This is a genomic window from Pantoea sp. UBA5035, assembly GCF_002415245.1.
Taxonomy (GTDB): domain Bacteria; phylum Pseudomonadota; class Gammaproteobacteria; order Enterobacterales; family Enterobacteriaceae; genus Pantoea; species Pantoea septica.
This window is the reverse complement of the sequence record NZ_DICD01000007.1, coordinates 21,852-44,864: the sequence shown is the minus strand read 5'-3', so window position 1 is coordinate 44,864 and position 23,013 is coordinate 21,852. Positions and strand designations below refer to the sequence as shown.

Annotated in this window: 23 protein-coding genes and 1 pseudogene; 17 read left to right on the top strand and 7 right to left on the bottom strand. The window is 58.5% G+C overall.

Features of this window, described 5'->3' with window-relative positions; translation table 11 throughout:
* Nucleotides 1-5 precede the first annotated feature (5 nt).
* The 3 genes from rpmG to radC all read right to left on the bottom strand — a co-directional run bounded on the left by rpmG (nucleotide 6) and on the right by radC (nucleotide 1,321).
* A complete protein-coding gene (gene rpmG / locus B3229_RS04405) occupies nucleotides 6-173 on the bottom strand; it encodes a 50S ribosomal protein L33 (RefSeq protein WP_001051798.1) in 168 nt (55 codons plus the stop codon).
* Between the two features lie 11 nt (nucleotides 174-184).
* Nucleotides 185-421: a 50S ribosomal protein L28 gene (gene rpmB / locus B3229_RS04400; protein ID WP_010616494.1), complete on the bottom strand. Its 237-nt coding sequence runs from the start codon at nucleotides 419-421 to the stop codon at nucleotides 185-187.
* Nucleotides 422-664: 243 nt separating this feature from the next.
* The gene (radC, locus tag B3229_RS04395; protein ID WP_286868983.1) at nucleotides 665-1,321 is read right to left on the bottom strand and encodes a RadC family protein; all 657 of its coding nucleotides are present in this window, start codon (nucleotides 1,319-1,321) and stop codon (nucleotides 665-667) included.
* Between the two features lie 181 nt (nucleotides 1,322-1,502).
* On the opposite strand from radC, the gene coaBC reads away from it, so the two are divergent.
* The 3 genes from coaBC to slmA all read left to right on the top strand — a co-directional run bounded on the left by coaBC (nucleotide 1,503) and on the right by slmA (nucleotide 3,870).
* Nucleotides 1,503-2,735, top strand: a complete 1,233-nt coding sequence (gene coaBC, locus B3229_RS04390; RefSeq protein WP_286868980.1) for a bifunctional phosphopantothenoylcysteine decarboxylase/phosphopantothenate--cysteine ligase CoaBC — start codon at nucleotides 1,503-1,505, stop codon at nucleotides 2,733-2,735.
* On the top strand, nucleotides 2,704-3,162 hold the full coding sequence (gene dut / locus B3229_RS04385; protein ID WP_048782859.1) for a dUTP diphosphatase: 459 nt from the start codon (nucleotides 2,704-2,706) through the stop codon (nucleotides 3,160-3,162). Before coaBC ends, dut begins: the two co-directional genes overlap by 32 nt.
* 111 nt (nucleotides 3,163-3,273) lie before the next feature.
* Complete coding sequence (gene slmA, locus B3229_RS04380) at nucleotides 3,274-3,870, top strand: nucleoid occlusion factor SlmA (protein WP_048782857.1); 597 nt, start codon at nucleotides 3,274-3,276, stop codon at nucleotides 3,868-3,870.
* 60 nt (nucleotides 3,871-3,930) lie between these two features.
* Here slmA and pyrE read toward each other — a convergent pair whose 3' ends face one another.
* Nucleotides 3,931-4,572, bottom strand: coding sequence for an orotate phosphoribosyltransferase (gene pyrE / locus B3229_RS04375; RefSeq protein WP_286868976.1), 642 nt, complete (start codon nucleotides 4,570-4,572; stop codon nucleotides 3,931-3,933).
* Nucleotides 4,573-4,622: 50 nt separating this feature from the next.
* A complete protein-coding gene (gene rph / locus B3229_RS04370; protein WP_033754298.1) occupies nucleotides 4,623-5,339 on the bottom strand; it encodes a ribonuclease PH in 717 nt (238 codons plus the stop codon).
* Nucleotides 5,340-5,484: 145 nt separating this feature from the next.
* On the opposite strand from rph, the gene B3229_RS04365 reads away from it, so the two are divergent.
* Nucleotides 5,485-6,669 (top strand): NupC/NupG family nucleoside CNT transporter, encoded by a 1,185-nt coding sequence (locus B3229_RS04365; RefSeq protein WP_286868971.1) that lies wholly within the window; start codon nucleotides 5,485-5,487, stop codon nucleotides 6,667-6,669.
* Between the two features lie 35 nt (nucleotides 6,670-6,704).
* Here B3229_RS04365 and B3229_RS04360 read toward each other — a convergent pair whose 3' ends face one another.
* Nucleotides 6,705-7,136, bottom strand: coding sequence for a DUF3574 domain-containing protein (locus B3229_RS04360; RefSeq protein ID WP_286868968.1), 432 nt, complete (start codon nucleotides 7,134-7,136; stop codon nucleotides 6,705-6,707).
* Nucleotides 7,137-7,294: 158 nt separating this feature from the next.
* On the opposite strand from B3229_RS04360, the gene B3229_RS04355 reads away from it, so the two are divergent.
* The 7 genes from B3229_RS04355 to B3229_RS04325 all read left to right on the top strand — a co-directional run bounded on the left by B3229_RS04355 (nucleotide 7,295) and on the right by B3229_RS04325 (nucleotide 13,650).
* Complete coding sequence (locus B3229_RS04355; RefSeq protein WP_033754290.1) at nucleotides 7,295-8,158, top strand: YicC/YloC family endoribonuclease; 864 nt, start codon at nucleotides 7,295-7,297, stop codon at nucleotides 8,156-8,158.
* Between the two features lie 384 nt (nucleotides 8,159-8,542).
* The gene (gene lpxP / locus B3229_RS04350) at nucleotides 8,543-9,466 is read left to right on the top strand and encodes a kdo(2)-lipid IV(A) palmitoleoyltransferase (protein WP_286868964.1); all 924 of its coding nucleotides are present in this window, start codon (nucleotides 8,543-8,545) and stop codon (nucleotides 9,464-9,466) included.
* Between the two features lie 117 nt (nucleotides 9,467-9,583).
* Entirely contained in the window at nucleotides 9,584-10,720 is a 1,137-nt protein-coding gene (locus B3229_RS04345) for an alanine racemase (protein WP_286868962.1), read from the top strand.
* Nucleotides 10,721-10,846: 126 nt separating this feature from the next.
* A complete protein-coding gene (locus B3229_RS04340) occupies nucleotides 10,847-11,242 on the top strand; it encodes a polyketide cyclase (RefSeq protein WP_286868959.1) in 396 nt (131 codons plus the stop codon).
* A 433-nt stretch (nucleotides 11,243-11,675) separates the two neighbouring features.
* Nucleotides 11,676-11,942, top strand: coding sequence for a hypothetical protein (locus B3229_RS04335; RefSeq protein ID WP_286868957.1), 267 nt, complete (start codon nucleotides 11,676-11,678; stop codon nucleotides 11,940-11,942).
* A gap of 71 nt (nucleotides 11,943-12,013) precedes the next feature.
* The gene (locus B3229_RS04330; RefSeq protein WP_286868955.1) at nucleotides 12,014-12,658 is read left to right on the top strand and encodes an oligosaccharide flippase family protein; all 645 of its coding nucleotides are present in this window, start codon (nucleotides 12,014-12,016) and stop codon (nucleotides 12,656-12,658) included.
* A gap of 374 nt (nucleotides 12,659-13,032) precedes the next feature.
* Nucleotides 13,033-13,650 (top strand): trimeric intracellular cation channel family protein, encoded by a 618-nt coding sequence (locus tag B3229_RS04325; RefSeq protein WP_033754272.1) that lies wholly within the window; start codon nucleotides 13,033-13,035, stop codon nucleotides 13,648-13,650.
* Here the strand turns inward: B3229_RS04325 and ligB are convergent.
* Nucleotides 13,591-15,334: pseudogene (gene ligB, locus B3229_RS04320) on the bottom strand (NAD-dependent DNA ligase LigB); the annotation flags it as partial. The gene B3229_RS04325 and the pseudogene ligB overlap by 60 nt on opposite strands.
* Before the next feature lie 242 nt (nucleotides 15,335-15,576).
* Between ligB and gmk the strand changes: the two are divergent.
* From gmk to B3229_RS04290, 6 genes are all read left to right on the top strand, one after another.
* A complete protein-coding gene (gene gmk / locus B3229_RS04315) occupies nucleotides 15,577-16,200 on the top strand; it encodes a guanylate kinase (RefSeq protein WP_033754269.1) in 624 nt (207 codons plus the stop codon).
* Between the two features lie 54 nt (nucleotides 16,201-16,254).
* On the top strand, nucleotides 16,255-16,530 hold the full coding sequence (rpoZ, locus tag B3229_RS04310) for a DNA-directed RNA polymerase subunit omega (protein ID WP_013511051.1): 276 nt from the start codon (nucleotides 16,255-16,257) through the stop codon (nucleotides 16,528-16,530).
* A 20-nt stretch (nucleotides 16,531-16,550) separates the two neighbouring features.
* On the top strand, nucleotides 16,551-18,659 hold the full coding sequence (gene spoT / locus B3229_RS04305) for a bifunctional GTP diphosphokinase/guanosine-3',5'-bis pyrophosphate 3'-pyrophosphohydrolase (RefSeq protein ID WP_033754265.1): 2,109 nt from the start codon (nucleotides 16,551-16,553) through the stop codon (nucleotides 18,657-18,659).
* Between the two features lie 3 nt (nucleotides 18,660-18,662).
* Nucleotides 18,663-19,361, top strand: a complete 699-nt coding sequence (trmH, locus tag B3229_RS04300; protein WP_286868948.1) for a tRNA (guanosine(18)-2'-O)-methyltransferase TrmH — start codon at nucleotides 18,663-18,665, stop codon at nucleotides 19,359-19,361.
* A complete protein-coding gene (gene recG / locus B3229_RS04295; protein WP_286868946.1) occupies nucleotides 19,358-21,436 on the top strand; it encodes an ATP-dependent DNA helicase RecG in 2,079 nt (692 codons plus the stop codon). The genes trmH and recG overlap by 4 nt, the downstream gene beginning before the upstream one ends.
* Before the next feature lie 125 nt (nucleotides 21,437-21,561).
* Nucleotides 21,562-22,947 (top strand): nucleobase:cation symporter-2 family protein, encoded by a 1,386-nt coding sequence (locus B3229_RS04290; RefSeq protein WP_286868944.1) that lies wholly within the window; start codon nucleotides 21,562-21,564, stop codon nucleotides 22,945-22,947.
* Nucleotides 22,948-23,013 lie beyond the last annotated feature (66 nt).

The window sequence follows — 23,013 nt, the reverse complement described above, 5'->3', positions numbered from 1 at the left end:
CAAAATTATTTAATTTTGGCTTCTTTGTAGATCACGTGCTGACGTACAACCGGATCGAACTTTTTCAGTTCCAGCTTCTCAGGTTTAGTACGTTTGTTCTTCGTGGTGGTATAGAAGTGACCTGTACCAGCAGAGGAAACCAGCTTGATCTTCTCACGAATACCTTTAGCCATGATTCAGTTCCTTAGTACTTCTCACCACGGGCGCGGATTTCGGCCAGAACCGTATCGATGCCCTTTTTATCAATAACACGCATACCTTTAGCAGATACACGAAGAGTAACGAAGCGCTTCTCGCTCTCAACCCAAAAACGGTGTGAGTGCAGGTTCGGAAGGAAACGGCGTTTCGTCGCGTTCATTGCGTGGGAACGGTTGTTACCGGTCACCGGACGCTTTCCAGTTACCTGGCAGACTCGTGACATGTCTATTCTCCAAAAATCAAATCAGCTCGAGCTTTAAAAACTAGGTCTTGGCCGCCTCGTCAGGCTCATAGCCCGCCAGGCGAGTTCCATGTGAACCCGCTAAGCTGGCCCAAACGCCAAACCCGAGATTCTCAAAGGTGGCGTAGTATACGCCGCTCAGCGCAAGTGCTCAAGTCCCGAACAGATAAAGATCCCGGAAGATCGTGCAAAAACCCGCCATCTGCACCTGCCGGCCCTGGCTTTTTACAGCCAGCCGCGCTCCGCAAAAGAGACATATTCGCCGTGACCGATCACCAGATGATCGAGCAGGCGTATATTCAGCAGGGTGCAGGCCGCGCTGACCTTATGCGTAATATGGCGATCGGCGCGGCTCGGCTCCGCCATGCCGGAAGGATGATTATGCGCGAGAATAATCGCCGCCGCGTTAAGCTTCAACGCCTCGCGCACGATTTCGCGCGGATGCACCTCGACGCTGTTGATAGAGCCCATAAAGATCTTCTGCGCCTGTAATACGCGGTGCTGATTATCAAGAAACAGCGCCATAAAGATTTCCCGCTCCTGATGCGCCAGCACGCTCTGCAGATAGTGTCGCGTGACCTGCGGGTTCGCCATGACATCTTCCCGCGCCATCTGACTGGCGAAAAAGCGCCGCGCCAGTTCAGCGATGGCGTGCAGCTGCGCCAGCTTGGCGGCGCCGACGCCTTTTATCGCGTCGAACTCCGCCGGCGCCGCGGTCATGATGTGGTAAAGGGAGCCGAATCGCTGCAGCATCTGCTGCGCCAGCGTGATGACATTCGCGCCGACCGTGCCGGTGCGCAGAAAGATCGCCAGCAGCTCGACGTCGCTTAACGCCTCTGCGCCCATCAAACGCAGTTTTTCCCGTGGTGTCATACTGTCCATAAATGCCTCCTGCCGTTGACGACATCATGATTAAATACTGTATACTTAACCAGTAACCTCTGCCGGATTTACGAGGCGGCTCGCAAACGCAGGAGGTGAAAAGGCGCGGGGTCGGCTTTATGATACAGTCCTGCCACCCGGCCGCGTCTGACGCGGCATCCAGCGAAATGAGGCCTACAGCATGATGGGATTAGCCGGAAAAAAAATTCTGCTTGGCGTGAGCGGCGGCATCGCGGCGTATAAAGCGCCCGAGCTGGTGCGTCGCCTGCGCGATCGCGGCGCCGAGGTGCGCGTTATGATGACGCCCGCCGCCAAAGCCTTTATTACGCCGCTCAGCCTGCAGGCCGTTTCCGGCCATCCGGTATTCGAAGACCTGCTCGATCCCGCGGCCGAAGCGGCGATGGGCCATATCGAACTGGCGAAATGGGCCGATTTAGTGGTGCTGGCGCCGGCGTCGGCCGATCTTATCGCCCGTCTGAATGCTGGCATGGCCAACGATTTGGTGACCACCGCCTGTCTCGCCACCGCCGCGCCCGTGGCTGTGGTGCCAGCGATGAATCAGCAGATGTATCGCGCCGCCGTCACGCAGCATAACCTGCAGCAGCTTGCGGCGCGCGGCCTGCTGATTTGGGGGCCCGACAGCGGCAGCCAGGCGTGCGGCGACGTGGGCCCTGGCCGCATGCTCGATCCGCTGGCGATTGTCGACCATGCGGCGCAGTGGGCGTCGCCCGTCAACGATCTGCAACATCTCAACATTATGATCACCGCCGGTCCAACGCGCGAAGCGCTCGACCCGGTGCGCTATATCAGCAACCATAGCTCCGGCAAGATGGGCTTCGCCATTGCCGCCGCCGCCGCCAGCCGTGGCGCCAGCGTGACGCTGGTGAGCGGCCCGGTAAGCCTGCCGACGCCGCCGGCGGTTCGCCGAATCGACGTGACCTCCGCGCTGGAGATGGAGGCCGCCGTCATGGCTGACGCGGCGAAACAGCACATTTTTATCGCCAGCGCCGCCGTTGCGGACTATCGCGCCGCGACGATCGCGGCGGAAAAGATGAAAAAGCAGGGCGGCGAAGATGATGCCGTCACGCTCCAGCTGGTGAAAAACCCGGATATCGTGGCGGGCGTCGCCGCACTGCCGCAGAACCGGCCCTACGTGGTTGGATTTGCCGCAGAAACCCAGAATGTGGAAGAATACGCACGACAAAAACGGGTAAGAAAAAATCTGGACCTGATCTGCGCTAACGACGTAGCGGAAGCCGGACAGGGCTTTAACAGCGATACCAACGCGCTTCACCTTTTTTGGCAGGAGGGAGAAAAACGCTTACCGCTTAGCGATAAGACGCTCCTTGGCCAACATTTATTAGACGAGATTGTCCGCCTTTATGATGAAAAAAATCGACGTAAAGATTCTTGATGCGCGCGTGGGCGCGGAGTTTCCGCTGCCGACCTACGCGACCTCTGGCTCCGCCGGGCTCGATTTGCGCGCCTGCCTGGAGAGCGCGCTGGAAATCACGCCCGGTATGACCACGCTGGTGCCGACCGGCCTGGCGATCCACATCGGCGATCCCGGCCTGGCGGCGGTTATCCTGCCGCGTTCCGGCCTGGGTCATAAGCACGGCATCGTGCTGGGCAATCTGGTGGGCCTGATTGACTCTGACTACCAGGGCCAGCTGATGGTATCAGTCTGGAACCGCGGCCAGCAGAGCTTTACGCTGCAGCCGGGGGATCGTCTCGCGCAGCTGGTCTTCGTGCCGGTCGTACAGGCGGAGTTCAACCTGGTGGAAGATTTCGACGCCAGCGCCCGTGGGGAAGGCGGTTTCGGCCATTCAGGCCGTCAGTAACGCCCATTTTTGCTTAACCATCTGTTTATTTCCACTCAGCCTTAAGCCTCGCGCTTAGGGCTGACAGGAAGGTGTGCCTGTTTAAGGTGAATTTCAGGGGTTTTTAAGGTCATGGCAGAAAAAAAACTCGCCAAACGGAACCGTCGCGAAGAAATTTTGCAGGCGTTGGCGCAAATGCTGGAATCCAGTGACGGTAGCCAGCGCATTACCACCGCCAAGCTGGCGGCTAACGTCGGCGTTTCTGAAGCGGCGCTCTATCGCCACTTTCCCAGCAAAACGCGCATGTTCGACAGCCTGATTGAATTTATTGAAGACAGTCTGATTACCCGCATCAATCTGATCCTGAAAGATGAAAAAGAGACGATGGCGCGCCTGCGTCTTATCGTGCAGCTGATTCTGGGATTTGGTGAGCGTAATCCGGGGCTGACCCGCATTTTGACCGGTCATGCGCTGATGTTTGAGCAGGATCGCCTGCAGGGACGCATCAATCAGCTGTTTGAACGTATTGAAGTGCAGCTGCGTCAGGTGATGCGCGAACGCAGAATGCGTGAAGGCGAAGGTTTTGAGACGGACGAGGCGCTGCTGGCAAGCCAGCTGCTGGCTTTTTGCGAAGGCATCCTGTCGCGCTACGTGCGCTCGGAGTTTCGTTTTCGGCCGACCGCCGACTTCGATATCCGCTGGCCGCTGCTGGCCGCGCAGCTGGTGTAGTCCGGGCACGCCAGCCGGGCTGGCTTCCCTTTCCCGAGCGGGAAAGGGAAGCTATCGACATTAAATACCGTACTCTTTCTGATAGGCGCGCACGTTCGCCAGATGGTCCGCCATTTCCGGCTTCTCTTCCAGGTAGTTAATCAGATCCTTCAGGGTAATGATGGCGGTAACCTGACATTTATAGTCGCGCTCCACCTCCTGAATCGCTGAAATATCGCCGCGTCCGCGCTCTTGTCGATCGAGAGAAATCAGCACGCCGGCCAGCGTGGCGTTATGCGCGTTGATAATATCCATCGATTCGCGGATCGCCGTGCCGGCGGTGATGACGTCATCCACCAGCATGACGCGGCCCGCCAGCGGGCTGCCTACCAGCAGGCCGCCTTCGCCATGATCTTTCGCCTCTTTGCGGTTAAAGCAGTAAGGCACGTCGCGGTCATGGTGATCGGCCAGCGCCACGGCGGTGGTGGTGGCGATAGGAATGCCTTTATAGGCGGGTCCGAACAGCAGATCGAAGTCGACGCCGCCGTCCACTAACGCCTGCGCGTAGAAACGGCCCAGCAGCGCCAGATCGCGACCGCTGTTGAACAGGCCGGCATTGAAAAAATAGGGGCTTTTACGGCCAGACTTCAGGGTAAATTCGCCGAACTTCAGCACCTGCTTGTTCAGGGCGAATTCAATAAACTGACGCTGCCAGGCTTTCATCTCTCACTCCTCTCGCAAAAAAAAAGGCGACTCTCTGGTCGCCTGGTAAATCAGTTGTTCAGCGCCGCTTTCTGCGCCTGAATCAGTTCCTCGATGCCACCGCGCGCCAGCGCGAGCAGCGACAGCAGCTCCTCATGGCTGAACGGCTCGCCTTCCGCCGTGCCCTGCACTTCGATCATGCGGCCATCTTCCAGCATCACCACGTTCATGTCGGTTTCGGCGGCGGAGTCCTCTACATACTCCAGATCGCAGCGCGCTTCGCCTTCGACGATGCCGACGGAAATCGCCGCCACCATGCCTTTCATCGGATTCGCCTTCAGCTTGCCGTCGGCCACCAGCTTGTTCAGCGCATCGGCCAGCGCTACGCAGGCACCGGTAATCGACGCGGTGCGCGTGCCGCCGTCTGCCTGGATCACGTCGCAGTCCAGCGTGATGGTGAATTCGCCCAGCGCTTTGAGATCGACCGCCGCGCGCAGCGAGCGGGCGATCAGGCGCTGAATTTCCAGCGTACGTCCGCCCTGTTTGCCTTTGGCCGCTTCACGCGCCATACGGCTATGGGTAGAGCGCGGCAGCATGCCATATTCGGCGGTTACCCAGCCTTGTCCCTGACCTTTCAGGAAACGCGGGACACTCTCTTCCACGGTAGCAGTGCAGAGCACTTTGGTTTCGCCGAACTCCACCAATACTGAGCCCTCGGCATGTTTGGTGTAGTTTCGGGTCAGGGTGACGGGACGCACCTGCTGTGCGCTTCGGCCTGCTGGACGCATGGTAATCTCCGGCTGCAATGAATTGGCTGCGCATTATACGGACTTCCTCGTCGCCTGTCTTGCTGACGGGATGACGCATCGGCGGATGAATTTCCGCGCGGTCTGTGGCTAAATGCGCCTTCCTCACTCACTGAAAATAAAAAGTATGAACTCAATTCTTCATTTCCTGCTGGCGCTGGCGGTGATTTTCGCCCTTGCGCTGCTGGTCAGTCATGACCGCAAACAGATACGCCTGCGTTATATCGTGCAGCTGATCGTGGTGGAAGCCGCGCTGGGCTGGTTTTTCCTGCACTCCGCCAGCGGACAGGCGGCGGTCGGCGCCTTCAGCGGCTTTTTTGAGAAGCTGCTGACCTTCGCCGCGCAGGGCACCGACTTCGTGTTTGGCAGTATGAGCAAGCAAGGGCTGGCCTTTATCTTTCTTGGCGTGCTCTGCCCCATCGTGTTTATCTCGGCGCTAATCGGCATTCTGCAGCACTGGCGCATTTTGCCGCTGCTGATTCGGCTGGTGGGCATGCTGCTGTCGAAAGTCAACGGCATGGGCAAGCTCGAGTCGTTCAACGCCGTCAGCACGCTGGTGCTCGGCCAGTCGGAAAACTTTATCGCCTATAAAGGCATTCTGGGCGATATTCCGCCAAAGCGCCTTTACACCATGGCCGCCACGGCGATGTCTACCGTGTCGCTCTCTATCGTCGGCGCCTATATGTCGATGATCGAGCCGAAATATGTGGTCGCCGCGCTGCTGCTCAATATGTTCAGCACCTTTATTATTCTCTCGATTATCAATCCCGGCAAAGCGCAGGATGAAGCGGCGATCCCGCTCGATAAGCTGCATGAAGAGCAAAGCTTTTTCGAGATGCTCGGCGAGTACATCCTGGCAGGCTTCAAGGTCGCGATGATTATTCTGGCGATGCTGATCGGTTTTATCGCGCTGATCGCCGCGGTCAATGCGCTATTTAGCGCGCTTTTCGGCTACAGCTTCCAGCAGATCCTCGGTTATCTCTTCTATCCGTTCGCCTGGCTGATCGGCATTCCTGCCGCCGACGCCCTGCAGGCCGCCAGTATTATGGCGACCAAGCTGGTGGCGAATGAGTTCGTGGCGATGATTGAGTTGCAGAAGGTGGCGGCCGGCATGACGCCGCGCGGGCTGGGCATTCTCTCAGTGTTCCTGGTGTCGTTCGCCAACGTCGCCTCGATCGGCATCGTTGCCGGCGCGATCAAAGGACTGAACGAACAGCAGGGCAATGTGGTCTCCCGGTTCGGCTGGAAGCTGGTCTACGGCTCCACGCTGGTGAGCCTGCTGTCGGCCGCCTTCGCCGGTCTGTTTATCTAATCTCTGTACGGCGGCCTTCCCGCCGCCGTTTTTATTCAGAATCCCACGCACACCGGCGCGTCGACGCGCATTACTGACTCCTGGCCGAAGCGTTGCTTGTAAAGCGTGCGCAGCGCTTCGATATCGTCGTTGACGCCGTTCTCCGCGCCGTGAATAAGCATCAGCGCCTTGCTCGGCTCACGCGCCAGCTTGCCGCTTTTCTCCAGCCACTGGCCGTTGGCGTCGTAGACGCTGAGTCCCGCTTTGAAGCGCGGCGTCACCTCTTTATCAAGGAACTGCTGCCAGTCATTGCGGCTCACCATTCCGCCCTGCGGTTTGCTGAGACCGAACCAGAGCGTGGTCTGCATCATCATTTCGCCGCCGGCGCATACGGCAATCGGTTTGGTCGGCGGCGGAAGCGGACGCGGCGCCTGGCAACCGGCCAGCAGCGCGGCCAGCGCCACGGAAAGAGCAACAGAGCGGAACATCGGCGGTATCCTTATCAAAACGGTTAGCGGCCATCATAAGTGTCTGTCCGCAAAAGCGGAAATGTTTCCTTATTCGCCCGCACCTGCGCTTATGCCTGTTAGCGCGCGGCGGGTGTCGCTATACTTGCTGCATAATTTCTGACAAAGAGTAGCCGATTATGATCCGCAGTATGACCGCTTACGCCCGCCGCGAAGCCAAAGGCACCTGGGGCAGCGCCGCCTGGGAGCTTCGCTCCGTTAACCAGCGTTACCTTGAAACCTATATCCGTCTGCCGGAGCAGTTTCGCAGCCTGGAGCCGGTTATCCGCGAACGCATTCGTCAGCGCCTGACGCGCGGCAAAATCGAGTGCAACCTGCGTTTCGACGCCGATCCCGGCGCGCAGGGCGAACTGATGCTGAATGAAACCCTGGCGAAGCAGCTGGTGCAGGCCGCCAACTGGGTGAAGATGCAGAGCGACGAAGGCGCCATCAATCCGATGGATATTCTGCGCTGGCCTGGCGTCATGTCCGCGCAGGAACAGGATCTCGATGCGATTAACGCCCAGCTACTGAGCGCGCTGGACGGCGCGCTGGATGACTTCATCGTCGCGCGCGAAAGCGAAGGCGCCGCGCTGAAAGGTATGATCGAACAGCGCCTCGAAGGCGTGAAGCAGGAAGTAGCGAAAGTACGCGCCCAGATGCCTGAGATCCTGAAATGGCAGCGCGAGCGTCTGGTGGCGAAGCTGGAAGAGGCGGAAGTGCAGCTGGAAAACAACCGTCTCGAGCAGGAGCTGGTGATGATGGCGCAGCGCATCGACGTTGCGGAAGAGCTGGATCGCCTGGAAGCGCATGTTAAAGAGACCTATAACATCCTTGGCAAAAAAGAGGCCGTCGGCCGCCGCCTCGACTTTATGATGCAGGAGTTCAACCGCGAATCGAACACGCTGGGGTCGAAATCGATCAATGCGGACGTCACCGCATCGGCGATTGAGCTGAAGGTATTAATCGAACAGATGCGCGAGCAGATTCAGAACATCGAGTGACAGGCGACGCCTGCTGAACGCAAGACTCGCCTTCGGGCGAGCTTTTCGCCGTTTTCTCTGTCCGCTAGCGTAAATTCTGCGTAAATAAACATAAGCATTCATTTCCAGACCACTCTTAATGTTAGTGCGCCTGCTATAGGCTACCGCTTCGATTTTTATTTAACCATTTGTTTATGTTGGTTATTTTATCAGACACATTATTCCTCTCTACGATAATCACCTGTTCAATGAAACATTCATCTCCATATGATTCCGCAGTTTCACTTTCTTTCGCGGCACTTTTTGCTAATGTGCCGGTCCGAATGACTACAAGCTGTAGCGCCTGGGGAACTTAGGGAAGTGCTTCTTTATGCGATACATACACTCATCACATAAAGGTGCGCTATGAAAAAGACCGGAGCTTTCTGCCGTTCAATGCTGCATCCGCGGTACTGGTTAACCTGGTTAGGTCTGGGCATCCTGTGGCTGCTGGTTCAGCTTCCTTATCCTGTTCTGATGCGTCTCGGCGCCAACGCCGGCACGCTCTCTCGTCATTTCCTTAAGCGTCGGGAACGCATTACGCGACGCAACATCGAACTCTGCTTTCCCGGCATTGCCGAACACGACATAGAACGCATGATTGCGGGCAACTTCGCTTCGCTGGGCATGGCGCTGGTGGAAACCGGCATCGCCTGGTTCTGGTCCGATCGCGCGGTGAAAAAACTGTTTCACGTGTCAGGCATGCACCATCTGCGGTCCGCCATGGAGCAGAAGCGCGGCGTAATGGTTATCGGCGTGCACTTTATGTCGCTGGAGCTGGGCGGCCGTATCAGCGGCTTGTGTCAGCCGATGATGGCGATGTACCGCCCTCACAATAACCGTGCGATGGAGTGGGCGCAGACCAAAGGCCGTATGCGATCCAACAAGGCGATGATCGATCGACGCGATCTGCGCGGTATGGTGCATGCGCTGAAGAAAGGCGAATCGGTGTGGTTTGCGCCGGATCAGGATTACGGCCCGAAAGGCAGCGTCTTTGCTCCGCTGTTCGCCGTTGAGAAAGCCGCAACGACCAACGGCACCTTCGTTCTGTCGCGCCTGGCCAATCCGGCGATGCTGACCATCTCGCTGATCCGTAATCCCGATAACTACGGCTATCAGCTGATTATCGATCCCGAGCTGGAAAACTACCCGCACACCGATGAAGCGGCCGCCGCCGCCTATATGAACAAGGTGATCGAAAGCCAGATTCTGCGCGCGCCGGAGCAGTATCTGTGGCTGCACCGCCGCTTCAAAACCCGCCCGCCGGGTGAAGCCTCGCTCTACGTTTAGTCTGTTCCCTGTCCGCATCATGACGACGTTCATGATGCGGTTTTCGCTTTCTGCGGCTGGCATCTCGCAGCAGATTGCTGAATGATGAGGTTTTCTCTGTTTGTGCAGGAACCTCGTATGGATATGAACCAACGCTGGCAACGTCCTCTGCCTGACGATCGCCTGACGCCCTATATTGAAATCGACGCCGACAGGCTGGAAACCAATCTGCAGAGCATGCAGGAAAAAGCCAGCCGCGCAGGCGTCGCGCTTCGTCCCCATATCAAAACGCATAAAAGCCTCTATATCGCCCGCCGCCAGCGTTCGCTGGGCGCCTGCGGCATCACCGTATCCAAACCAGGCGAAGGCGAAGTCTTTATACGCGGCGGCGAGCGCGACATCCTGCTGGCCTACCCGGTGATTCGCGCCGACAGCATTGCGCCGCTGCTGAAGCTGGCGGCGCAGCATCAGGCGAAAGTGACGCTGATTGTCGATGCGCCGCATGGCGTAGCCGCTATCGCCGAGGCGCTGCGCCAGCAGCCTGATGCCGATGTTCGGGTAGCGATTAAAGTAGATGTCGGACTCCACCGTATCGGTATCGATCCGCATCGCGACGACGCGGTAAAGCTGGCGCAGGCAATGCAGGCAGCGCGGCTACGTTTTGCAGGTCTGGTCTCGCACGCCGGGCACGCCTACGGCGCGGGGAACCGCAACGCCATTGCGGAGATCGCTCTGGAAGAGGCGCGGCTGATGCAGCAGGTGCAAAGCCAGCTGCGCGCAGCGGGTTTCGACGACTGCCCCGTTTCCGTCGGCGCGACGCCCACGGCGCTCGCCGCGCCGGTAGCCGACGGAACCGATGAGATCCGTCCGGGAAACTACGCCCTGCTCGATCTGACCGCCTGCCGCCTCGGCCTGAGCCGCGTTGATGAGCTGGCGCTGAGCGTGATCGCTCGCGTGGTGGCGGTAAACCGCTATTTCGCTATTATCGATGCCGGTTCCAAAATGTTGAGTTCGGATAAAGGGCCGCACGGCACCAGCGCCAGCGGCTTCGGCATCGCCGTCGATGAGAGCGGCACCTGCTATGAAATTAGCAAGCTGTCGGAGGAGCATGGCTTTATCGCCTGGCAGGATCGCGCGCCCCGCGTCGGCGCCCTGCTGCGTATCTACCCTAATCACAGCTGTGCGGTTATGGCGCAGTCGGACAGCTATGTGCTGCGTTACGCCGATGGTCGCGCTGAGTGCCAGCTGATTGACGCGCGCGGACGTTTCCTCTGACCGCTCCCGGCAGGCCGTCCGGCCTGCCGGATGAAACCCTGTCTGCGCCACACTTCTGGTTGCGCGTGATTCTCCCCCTGCACCCAACATGCTTTAATGCCTTTTTAACCCGGTTCCGGAGGTAGCATGTTGTTGTCCCAGGTTGTCAGTCAGACCATTGCGCGTAACTGGTTAGATTTGTATGAAACTATCTGGAAGCCGGAATACTTCGCCAAATGGGCTTCCGGGCTAAGCAGCAGCACGCTGGAGCAGGAAGGCAGTTACTGGCGCGCTCGCGGGCCTGAAGGTTCAGTAAAGCTTCGCTTTACCCCGCATAATCCCTTTGGCGTCATGGATCACTGGATTGACAACGGCTTTGGTAAAGAGATTTATATGCCGATGCGCGTGGTCGCCAATGAACAGGGCGCGGAAGTCGTGATGGTGGTTTATCGCCAGCCACTTATGTCTGATGGGAAGTTTTCTCAGGATATTGAATGGGTAAAAAGCGATCTTGCGCGTCTCAACTGCCTGCTCACCCAGTAAAACCGGCGAAGAAGCCGCCGATCTTTAGTCATGGCTGGGCCTTACGGCTCAGAAAAGTGAAAAAAGTTCAGTAAAAACGCATAAGCGCTTTCACCTTTTTCATAAGCCCTCTTCTCGATTCACAACAGTTTCATTAAAGCCCGCTATCCGGGAAAAGTCCTGGGTAGCGAGCGCTGCCGTTTCGCTGTAACGCCTGAAATACATGCATTCTCTGCGGATGCGCATTTTTTATACCCGCGGTTTACCCTTTTTACTGCACAACGATTAATAAACCTTTAGAACGGAAGTTAAAAAATTTTCATGCAAAGAGTGAATCCATTTATTTCTGCAGCGACGTTATCGGACTTTTCTGATGGTGTGGAATTAAAAAAAACGAGGTATAAATTAGCCACACACAGCAACACTTAAAAATAACAACACCAGGAAATAAAAAATGGATTGCTCAACTACGGCTCTGCTGTCAGAAGAAGAACTTGTTGAGATCGCCGGTAGGATGCTGGCTGGAGAATATAAAAATATAAAAGGATTTGCCCAGGACCTGGCCGCTTTTCTGTTAACCACAGAAAAGACGGCCCTGTGCCGGGATAATAATAATAATGGGGAAATTATTTACGTTTCAGAAATCCATCGCATTGAATCAATAATAACAGGTGAGGCCTGGCGTACTGCGTCTGGACTTCGCGCAGGCGAATGGCATTAATTATTAGTGTGAAATAGCCTGCTATTTCATACGTCACATTTTACTCGGTACCTGTACCTAACGAGCATATCATGGCGATACGTGAACGAAGCTTTACCGGCGCAAAGTGGTCGATTCTTTCATCGATTAAAATCATCGGCATTGGGGTGCTTCAGCTCTCTTTACTGGCGCAAATACTGCAGGCTAACGAGCTGAACCTGCTGGCGATCGCCATCATCGGGCTGCTGGTCATCGATACGCTGGCTGACCGCAGCTTTTCCAACGCACTGATCCGCAGCGGCACGCTGTCGGTACGCGATCAGTCGATGCTTTACTGGGGCAATATGCTGCTGAGCCTGGTTATTTTCGCCGTGCTGTTTACCGGCAGCGATCTTATCGGCAACTACCTGCAGCAGCCCGAACTGGCTATTATGCTGGAAATGGTCTCTGTAATTTTTATTATTATTCCTCAGGGACAACATTACCGCGCCGTTTTACAGCGCGAAAAACAATATACTCGCATCGCCTTTACTGAAACGTTGTCTGTGCTTGTTGGACTTGGCGTAACGTTATTTACTGTCTGGCTGACGCCGTCGGTACTGTGCGTCATCTGGGGTTATCTGGCAATGGCTTCTATTCGCATGCTGATCTACTGCTATTATGGCCGCTCGAGCTTTCAGCCGGAATATCGTTTTAATCTCAAAGACTACAGTCGCATTCGCGCAAGAATCGCATAATAAAAACAAGTCTGTATGGTGGGCTCTGGGCATCTGACAAGATGCATTCGCGTGCTGGCGACAGCACGCTTTTTTCTTTTTATCCGCGCTATATTTTTTATTTCTTTCCCAGACGTTCCTGACTGACTAAGCGGCGTTTTTCGCGCTTTCCCCGTAAACCTCGCCTTAATAGCGCTTCGCTTAATCTCTGGCCGTACTGATAATTCGTTTTTCTTATCCCGCAGCCGCAGCGCTGCGCTCGCTTTCCCGCTACGTCGGCGTTTTTCCGCAGGCCGTCATAAGTTAAACTGATGCGAAGCGATCGCCTGAGAAATTCTCAGTTGCTGATATTTTACTCACCCCGTAGCCTTGTCGCCCACCTTCTGGAGCCAGCTATGTTATTAACCGTCCTCTATATTATCGGCATTACGGCGGAAGCCATGACAGGCGCGCTTGCCGCCGGACGACGCAAAATGGATCTGTTCGGCGTGATTATCATCGCGTCGGTAACGGCGATTGGCGGCGGATCGGTGCGGGATATTTTACTGGGTCATTACCCGCTCGGCTGGGTGAAGCATCCAGAATACATCATGATCGTTGCCGCCGCCGCCGTGCTGACGACCTGGCTTGCGCCGCTGATGACCCACCTGCGCAAAGTATTCCTGGTGCTGGATGCGCTGGGCCTGGTGGTTTTCTCGATTATTGGCGCGCAGGTCGCGCTGGACAGCGGCCATGCGATGATTATTGCCGCCATCGCCGCAGTGATTACCGGCGTATTCGGCGGTGTGCTGCGCGATATGTTCTGTAATCGTATTCCGCTGGTGTTTCAGAAAGAGCTCTATGCCGGTATCGCCTTCGCCTCCGGCTGGATCTATATCCTGCTGCTGAAAACCTCGCTGGCGCATGAGGCCGTGGTGATTATTACCCTGTTGTTCGGTTTTCTGGCGCGCCTGCTGGCGCTGCGCTTCCGGCTTGGCCTGCCTGTTTTCAACTATCCCCACCCGGAGCACTGACCTCACCCGGTATGCCCTGCCGCCGCAGAAACGCGATCAGTTTTTGTATGCGCGCGTCCTGCAGCATAGTGTGAATACGCTGTGCCAGGATCGCGCCGACGCCCGGCAGCGCCTGCCACTGCTGCACGTCGCGCTGCTGCACCTCATCCCAGGTCCTGTCCGGCAAGGCGTTTAGCGCGCGCTGCGGCAGCGGTATGCCGAGCGCGCCGATCCAGCGGCGCAGCGGCTGCTGACGCGTCAGGTTGAACCTATGCCAGAGCTGCTGCGCGCGCGTCGGACTGATGCCTGAGCTCTGCGCGATTTGATCCGGCGTCAGCGTCAGCCAGGAGAAAAGATGCGACATGGCGCGGTTCTCCAGCAGCCGCAGCCAGGTGCTGCGCTGCACGCCGGCGATATCCAGCACCGATTTCTGGCTTAGCCAGCTCAGACGCGCCAGTAGCTGCTGGCGGCAGGCGGGCGTCACGCTCAGGCAGCTGAGCGGCGTAAAGCTTTCAGCATCCGGCGGCTGCGGGTAGTCGCGTTTTGCGACTCGCCATATCACTCTTTCCAGACGAGGAATGCCCTGTCCCGCCAGGCTAATGGCCACCTGATCGCCGGCGATAACGTCCCATGTCCGCCAGCGCCGCAGCGAGCCGATGTTCACGCGCCGGACGATTTTGTCGTCGAGCGCGACCGGCTGAAGGGTAAGCACCACGGTAATATTGCCGGTGCGACCGGTGGTAAAATCTACCGAACGTACTTCACTGGTGACGTCCGGCGGCTCAAATTTCCACGCCACCGCCCAGTCACCTTCGCCAGGCATCCAGCTTTGTCCGGCGGGACGCGTCGTCTGATGCACCACCACGCCGTCCGTTGCGAAAGGCAACGGCGCGTTGAACCAGCGATCGCGCCAGACCGCCACCTCTTCCTCGTCGCGTACGGACTGACTCCACGTTTGCGCCAGACCCAGTCCCCAGCCGGCAAGCTGCCGCAGGCGATCCGTCATCGCGGCGGGCCCATCCGGCCATCCCCAGATAAACAGACCGATATCGGCCAGCAGTGGCCCAAGGCTCTGACTCATCAGCGCGCCCGCTACCTGCGCCCGCGCGTTTTTGCCGCCGTCGCGCGACTGGCGATGATCGGTCATCTTCAGAAAGAGTTCGCCCTGCAGCACCACCCGCGGCGCATCGCTCTCGATCTTCAGCGGGATGGCGGAAATATAGGGCGCTTTCGCTAACCAGGACTCGCCGTGCAGGCCATCGCCGCGGCTAATTAACGCCGCCAGCTTTCCCGCCTCGTAGACCAACGTAACCGCGACGCCGTCGATTTTGGGCTGCACCCATAGGTCGCGCCGATCCTGCATCCAGTACGCCAGCGCCAGCTTATCGCGCACTTTTTTTACGCCGGTATGCGCCACCGGATGCGCGACCCTGCCGCTGGCGGGCAGCTGAGAAGCATAGCTCGGGCGAGTGGGCACGAAGCAGCGCTGCCAGCTTTTTAGCCGCTGCAGCAGCGTATCGTAGTCCGCATCGCTGACCAGGCTCTTGCCGTCGCGATAGTAGGCTTCGTCCCAGCGCTCCAGCTGCCGCTGCAGACGGGCGATCTCCTCTCCGGCGCGCGCAGGCGTCCATACCGGGCAAAGCGCGCGTGCCGGATAGGCAGCCAGCAACAACAGGCACAGCAGCAGGCGTAGCGTCTCTTTCATCATGAGCCTCCTCGACGTTTCGCCTATTGAAACGGCACGGAAGCAACAAGGCGACAGCCAAAACAGCAGAACGGAAGGGAACAGGCAGAAAACAGGGGCGTTTGCAGGCTGGAAAAGGCCGTTTTACGCGCCGTGCCGCAAAAGATTTAGCGCAGCGCCATGCGCAAACGCTGCGTGACGGCCCTAAGCCGTGTATACTTTGCAGGAAATCGACTCCGCTCTTTACTCAATTCAAGAAGACCATGGCTCAAGGCACGCTTTTTATTGTTTCCGCCCCCAGCGGCGCGGGTAAATCCAGCCTGATTCAGGCGTTACTGAAGACACAACCGCTGTACGATACGCAGGTGTCTGTTTCTCACACCACCCGCGGCATGCGTCCCGGTGAAGCCCATGGCGAACACTATTACTTCGTCTCAAAAGATGAATTTGAAGCGATGATCGCGGAAGACGCCTTCCTCGAGCATGCAAAAGTCTTCGACAACTATTACGGCACGTCGCGTAAAGCGATCGAGCAGGTGCTCTCTACCGGCGTCGATGTGTTCCTTGATATCGACTGGCAGGGCGCGCAGCAGATCCGTGCGAAAATGCCCGCCGCGCGCAGCATCTTCGTGCTGCCGCCTTCGCAAGACGAGCTCGACCGCCGTCTGCGCGGCCGGGGTCAGGATAGCGAAGAGGTGATTGCCCGCCGCATGGCTCAGGCGGTCTCCGAGATGAGCCACTACGCCGAATACGACTATTTAATTATCAATGATGATTTCGATCTGGCGCTGTCCGATCTGAAGACCATCATCCGCGCTGAACGCCTGCGCATGGGGCGCCAGAAGGCGCGTCATGATGCTTTAATCAGCAAACTATTGGCAGTCTGAAGACAGTTTCAGTATTATGCCCAGTCATTTCTTCATCTGTGGAGTAGCACACCTATGGCACGCGTAACCGTTCAGGACGCAGTAGAAAAAATTGGTAACCGTTTTGACCTGGTGTTGGTCGCTGCACGTCGTGCACGTCAGATGCAGGTAGGCGGCAAAGATCCGCTGGTTCCGGAAGAGAACGATAAAGCCACCGTTATCGCCCTGCGCGAAATCGAAGAAGGCCTGATCACCAACCAGATCCTCGACGTGCGCGATCGTCAGGAACAGCAAGAGCAGGAAGCCGCTGAATTACAAGCCGTTACCGCTATCGCTGAAGGCCGTCGTTAACAGCAACCTGCAGGCCAACCTTGTATCTGTTTGAAAGCCTCAATCAGCTGATTGAAAAATACCTGCCGGAGGAGCAAATCAAGCGCCTCCAGCAAGCGTATCTTGTCGCACGTGATGCTCACGAGGGACAGACACGCTCCAGCGGCGAGCCCTACATTACCCATCCTGTTGCGGTCGCCTGCATTCTGGCGGAAATGAAGCTCGACCATGAAACGCTCATGGCCGCGCTGCTGCACGACGTGATCGAAGACACGCCGGCAACCTATCAGGATATGGAGCAGCTGTTCGGCAAAAGCGTGGCGGAGCTAGTGGAAGGCGTATCCAAGCTGGATAAGCTGACCTTCCGCGACAAGAAAGAGGCGCAGGCTGAGAACTTCCGCAAGATGATCATGGCGATGGTGCAGGATATCCGCGTCATTCTCATCAAGCTGGCCGACCGCACGCACAATATGCGTACGCTGGGCTCGCTGCGTCCAGACAAGCGTCGTCGCATCGCGCTGGAAACTCTGGAGATCTACAGTCCGCTGGCGCATCGCCTGGGTATCCATCACCTGAAAATCGAGCTGGAAGAGCTGGGCTTCGAGGCGCTCTATCCTAATCGCTATCGCGTGATTAAAGAGGTCGTCAAAGCGGCGCGCGGCAACCGCAAAGAGATGATTCAGAAGATCCTGTCGGAAATCGACGGGCGTCTGCAGGAAGCGGGCATTCCCTGCCGCGTCAGCGGCCGTGAAAAACATCTCTACTCTATCTACCGCAAAATGACGCTGAAAGAGCAGCGTTTTCACTCCATCATGGATATCTACGCTTTCCGCGTGATCGTGAAGGACGTGGACACCTGCTATCGCGTGCTCGGTCAGATGCACAGCCTGTACAAACCGCGTCCAGGCCGAATGAAAGATTATATCGCTATCCCCAAAGCCAACGGCTATCAGTCGCTGCATACCTCGATGATCGGTCCGCACGGCGTGCCGGTCGAGGTGCAGATCCGTACCGAAGATATGGATCAGATGGCAGAAATGGGGGTCGCCGCGCACTGGGCTTATAAACAGGCGGGCGAAAGCGGCACTACCGCGCAGATTCGCGCCCAGCGCTGGCTGCAAAGCCTGCTGGAGCTGCAGCAGAGCGCGGGCAGTTCTTTTGAATTTATCGAGAGCGTGAAATCCGATCTCTTCCCTGACGAAATTTACGTCTTTACGCCGGAAGGCCGCATCGTCGAACTGCCGGCCGGCGCGACGCCGGTCGATTTCGCCTATGCGGTGCATACCGATATCGGCCATGCCTGCGTCGGCGCGCGCGTCGATCGCCAGCCCTATCCGCTCTCGCAGCCGCTGACCAGCGGCCAGACGGTAGAGATCATTACGGCGCCGGGCGCGCGACCCAACGCCGCCTGGCTCAACTTCGTCGTCAGCTCCAAAGCGCGCGCCAAAATTCGTCAGCTGCTGAAAAACCTCAAGCGCGAAGACTCCGTCAATCTTGGCCGTCGTCTGCTGAGCCACGCGCTCGGCGGCAGCCGCAAGCTGGCGGAGATCTCGCCCGCGAACATCAAGCAAGAGCTGGATCGCATGAAGCTGACGTCGCTGGACGACCTGCTGGCGGAGATCGGCCTCGGCAACGCCATGAGCGTGGTGGTGGCGAAGAACCTGCTGCAGTCGAGCAATGCGACGCCGCCGAGCAGCAGCAAACGCGGCAAACTGCCGATCAAAGGCGCAGACGGCGTCCTGATCACCTTCGCTAAATGTTGCCGTCCGATTCCCGGCGATCCCATCGTGGCCCACGTCAGTCCCGGCAAGGGACTGGTGGTGCATCACGAATCCTGTCGTAATATTCGCGGCTACCAGAAAGAGCCGGAAAAATTCATGCCGGTGGAATGGGATAAGGTCACCGACCAGGAGTTTGTGGCGGAGATTAAAGTCGACATGTTCAACCATCAGGGCGCGCTGGCGAACCTGACGGCGGCGATTAATACCGCGGGCTCGAATATCCAGAGTCTCAACACCGAAGAGCGCGACGGCCGCGTTTACAGCGCGTTTATCCGCCTGACCGCGCGCGATCGCGTCCATCTGGCGAATATTATGCGTAAAATTCGCGTGATGCCGGACGTTATTAAAGTCCACCGTAACCGTAACTAGCGCATGAACGCCCAACGCTTCGCTCGTATTCAGGAGATGCTGGCGCTTCGCCAGCACGACCTCACCGTCTGTATGGAACAGGTGCATAAACCGCACAACGTATCGGCGGTGATCCGCACGGCGGATGCGGTGGGCATTCACGAAGTGCACGCCGTCTGGCCCAGCGAACGGATGCGCACCATGGTCTCCGCTTCCGCCGGCAGCAACAGCTGGTTGAAGGTCAAAACCCATCGCAATATCGCCCAGGCGGTTACCCACCTGAAAGATCGCGGCATGCAGGTGCTGGCGACCAACCTGTCGGCCAGAGCGGTCGATTTTCGCGAAATAGATTACACCCGCCCGACCTGCATTCTGATGGGTCAGGAAAAAACCGGCATTACCGCCGAGGCGCTGGCGCTGGCCGATTGCGACATCATTATTCCCATGGTGGGCATGGTGCAGTCGCTGAACGTTTCCGTGGCCTCCGCGCTGATCCTCTATGAAGCGCAGCGCCAGCGGCAGAACGCCGGACTCTATCAGCGTCGGCACAGCCTGCTGGACGAAGAGGAGCAGCAGCGCCTGCTGTTCGAAGGCGGCTATCCGGTGCTGGCGCGCGTGGCGAAGCAGAAAGGTCTGCCCTATCCGCATATCAACGCCCAGGGCGAAGTGGAAGCTGACGCCGACTGGTGGGCCAGCATGCAGGCCACGGGGAAAAAGAAATGAAAGGCCGCCTGCTGGATGCCATTCCGCTCAGTACCCTGACCGGCGTCGGCGCCAGTCAGGCGGCGAAGCTGGCTAAGCTCGGCCTGCATACCATTCAGGATCTGCTGCTTCATCTCCCGCTACGCTACGAAGACCGCACTCAGCTCTACGCCATTAACGATCTGCTGCCCGGCATCTGGGCCACGGTAGAGGGCGAGGTGTTACAGTCCGATATCTCCTTTGGCCGACGCCGCATGCTGGTGTGTCAGATCAGCGACGGCAGCGGCGTGCTCACCATGCGTTTCTTCAACTTCAATGCCGGGATGAAGAACAGCCTGGCGCCGGGTCGTCGCGTGACCGCCTATGGCGAGATCAAGCGCGGCCAGCGCGGCGCGGAGATTATTCATCCCGAGTATCGCGTTCAGGGCGAGCAGAGCCCGGTTACGCTGGAAGAGACCCTGACGCCGGTCTATCCCACCACCGAAGGCATTCGTCAGGCTACGCTGCGCAGCCTGACCGATCAGGCGCTGACGCTGCTGGAGAGCGTGCCGATCGCCGAACTGCTGCCGCAGGAGCTGGCGCAGGGATTAATTAGCCTGCCGGAGGCGCTGCGCACGCTGCATCGCCCGCCGCCGGACCTGCGCCTGAGCGAGCTGGAGCACGGCCGCCATCCGGCGCAGCGTCGTCTGATCCTTGAAGAGCTGCTGGCGCATAACCTCAGCATGCTGGCGGTACGCGCCGGCGCGCAGCGCTATTACGCGCTGCCGATGGCGCCGCGCCATACGCTGAGCGACAAATTGCTGGCGGCGCTGCCCTTCTCCCCGACCAACGCGCAAAAACGCGTGGTGCAGGAGATTGAGCGCGATCTGGCCAAAGATTTCCCGATGATGCGCCTGGTGCAGGGCGACGTCGGATCCGGTAAAACCCTGGTCGCGGCGCTGGCGGCGCTCGACGTGATCGCGCACGGCAAGCAGGTGGCGCTGATGGCGCCCACCGAGCTGCTGGCAGAGCAGCACGCGAACAACTTCCGCAGCTGGTTCGCGCCGCTGGGCATCGAAGTCGGCTGGCTGGCCGGCAAGCAGAAAGGCAAAGCGCGACAGGCGCAGCAGGAGGCAATCGCCAGCGGACAGGTGGCGATGGTGGTCGGCACGCATGCGCTGTTCCAGGAGCAGGTGCAGTTCAACGGGCTGGCGCTGGTGATTATCGACGAGCAGCATCGTTTCGGCGTCCATCAGCGGCTGGCGCTGTGGGAGAAAGGCGAAGAGCAGGGCTTCCATCCGCATCAGCTGATCATGACCGCGACGCCGATTCCGCGCACGCTGGCGATGACCGCCTACGCCGATCTCGATACCTCGACCATTGACGAGCTGCCGCCAGGCCGTACGCCGGTTACCACTGTCGCCATCCCCGACAGCCGGCGCGACGACATCATCGCTCGCGTGCGGCATGCCTGTCAGGACGGCCGTCAGGCTTACTGGGTCTGCACGCTGATCGAGGAGTCCGATTTGCTGGAGGCGCAGGCGGCGGAAGCGAGCTGGGAAGCCCTGAAAGTCGCGTTGCCCGACCTGAATATCGGTCTGGTGCACGGCCGCATGAAGCCCGCGGAGAAGCAGGCGGTAATGGCGGCCTTCAAGGCCAACGAGATGCAGCTGCTGGTGGCGACCACGGTGATTGAAGTCGGGGTCGACGTGCCTAACGCCAGCCTGATGATTATCGAAAACCCGGAACGCCTGGGACTGGCGCAGCTGCATCAGCTGCGCGGACGCGTCGGGCGCGGCGCGGTGGCGTCGCACTGCGTGCTGCTCTACAAAGCGCCTCTGAGCAAAACCGCGCAGCGTCGTTTGCAGGTGCTGCGCGACAGTAATGACGGCTTCGTCATCGCCCAGCACGATCTGGAGATTCGTGGTCCAGGCGAGCTGCTGGGCACGCGCCAGACTGGCAACGCCGAGTTTAAGGTAGCGGATCTGCTGCGCGATCAGGCGATGGTGCCGGAAGTACAGCGCGTGGCGCGCCATATCCACCAGCACTATCCTGAACAGGCGAAAGCGCTGATCGAGCGCTGGCTGCCGGAAACTACGCGCTATACCAACGTCTAATTCCCTCTCTGTTTTGATCTGACTGCGCATGCGCCTGCGTTCGCGCAAGATAAAGACTGGCAAACGATTGCTTTCAGCCATCAGCGGTTTAAAATCCCCCTCTTCACAGATTGGGAAGCCACTTTATGTCCGTTAATCAGCCAGACGCCACACTCCAAAAATTGACGACGCCGCGCCAGAGCGAACTGATTTACCGTCTTGAAGATCGTCCGCCGCTGCCGCAAACGCTGTTTGCCGCCGGTCAGCATCTGCTGGCGATGTTTGTGGCGGTCATCACGCCCGCGCTGCTGATTTGTCAGGCGCTGGGCCTGCCTGCGCAGGATACGCAGCACATTATCAGCATGTCGCTGTTCGCCTCCGGCGTCGCCTCGGTGCTGCAGATTAAAACCTGGGGCCCGGTCGGCTCGGGCCTGCTGTCGATTCAGGGCACCAGCTTCAACTTTGTGACGCCGCTGATTATGGGCGGAATGGCGCTGAAAAACGGCGGCGCCGACGTGCCAACCATGATGGCGGCGCTGTTCGGCACGCTGATGGTGGCCTCCTGTACCGAAATGGTGCTGTCGCGCGTTCTGCACCTGGCGCGCCGCATTATCACCCCGCTGGTCTCCGGCATCGTGGTGATGATTATCGGCCTGTCGCTGATTCAGGTCGGTCTGACCTCTATTGGCGGCGGCTTTGCCGCGATGAACGATCACAGCTTCGGCGCGCCGAAAAACCTGCTGCTGGCGGGCGTGGTGCTGGCGGTGATCATCGTGCTCAACCGTCAGCGTAATCCTTATTTGCGCGTCGCGTCGCTGGTTATCGCCATGGCGATCGGCTATCTCGCCGCCTGGCTGATGGATATGCTGCCGCAAACCGCCGCGCCGGCCAGCCAGCCGCTGGTCGCGGTGCCGACACCGCTCTACTACGGGCTGGGCTTTGACTGGAACCTGCTGGTCCCGCTGATGCTGGTGTTTATGGTCACCTCGCTGGAGACGATCGGCGATATTACCGCGACCTCGGACGTTTCAGAGCAGCCGGTGAGCGGTCCGCTCTATATGCAGCGTCTGAAAGGCGGCGTGCTGGCGAATGGGCTGAACTCCTTTGTCTCCGCGCTGTTCAATACCTTTCCCAACTCCTGCTTCGGCCAGAACAATGGCGTTATCCAGCTTACCGGCGTCGCCAGCCGCTACGTCGGCTTTGTCGTGGCGCTAATGCTGATCGTGCTGGGTCTGTTTCCGGCAGTGAGCGGTTTTGTACAGCATATTCCGGAACCGGTGCTGGGCGGCGCGACCATCGTCATGTTCGGCACCATCGCCGCCTCCGGCGTGCGCATCGTGTCGCGCGAGCCGCTCAACCGCCGCGCGATTATGATTATCGCCCTGTCGCTGGCGGTCGGGCTGGGCGTCTCGCAGCAGCCGCTGATCCTGCAGTTCGCGCCAGACTGGCTGAAGACCCTGCTCTCCTCCGGCATCGCCGCCGGCGGGATCACCGCCATCGTGCTGAACCTGATCTTCCCGCAGGAAAAGTAACCTCTCCGGCGGGCTGCGGCCCGCCTCCTCTATTTATTCGTATTTACATCCAGGCTGTTGAGCTAC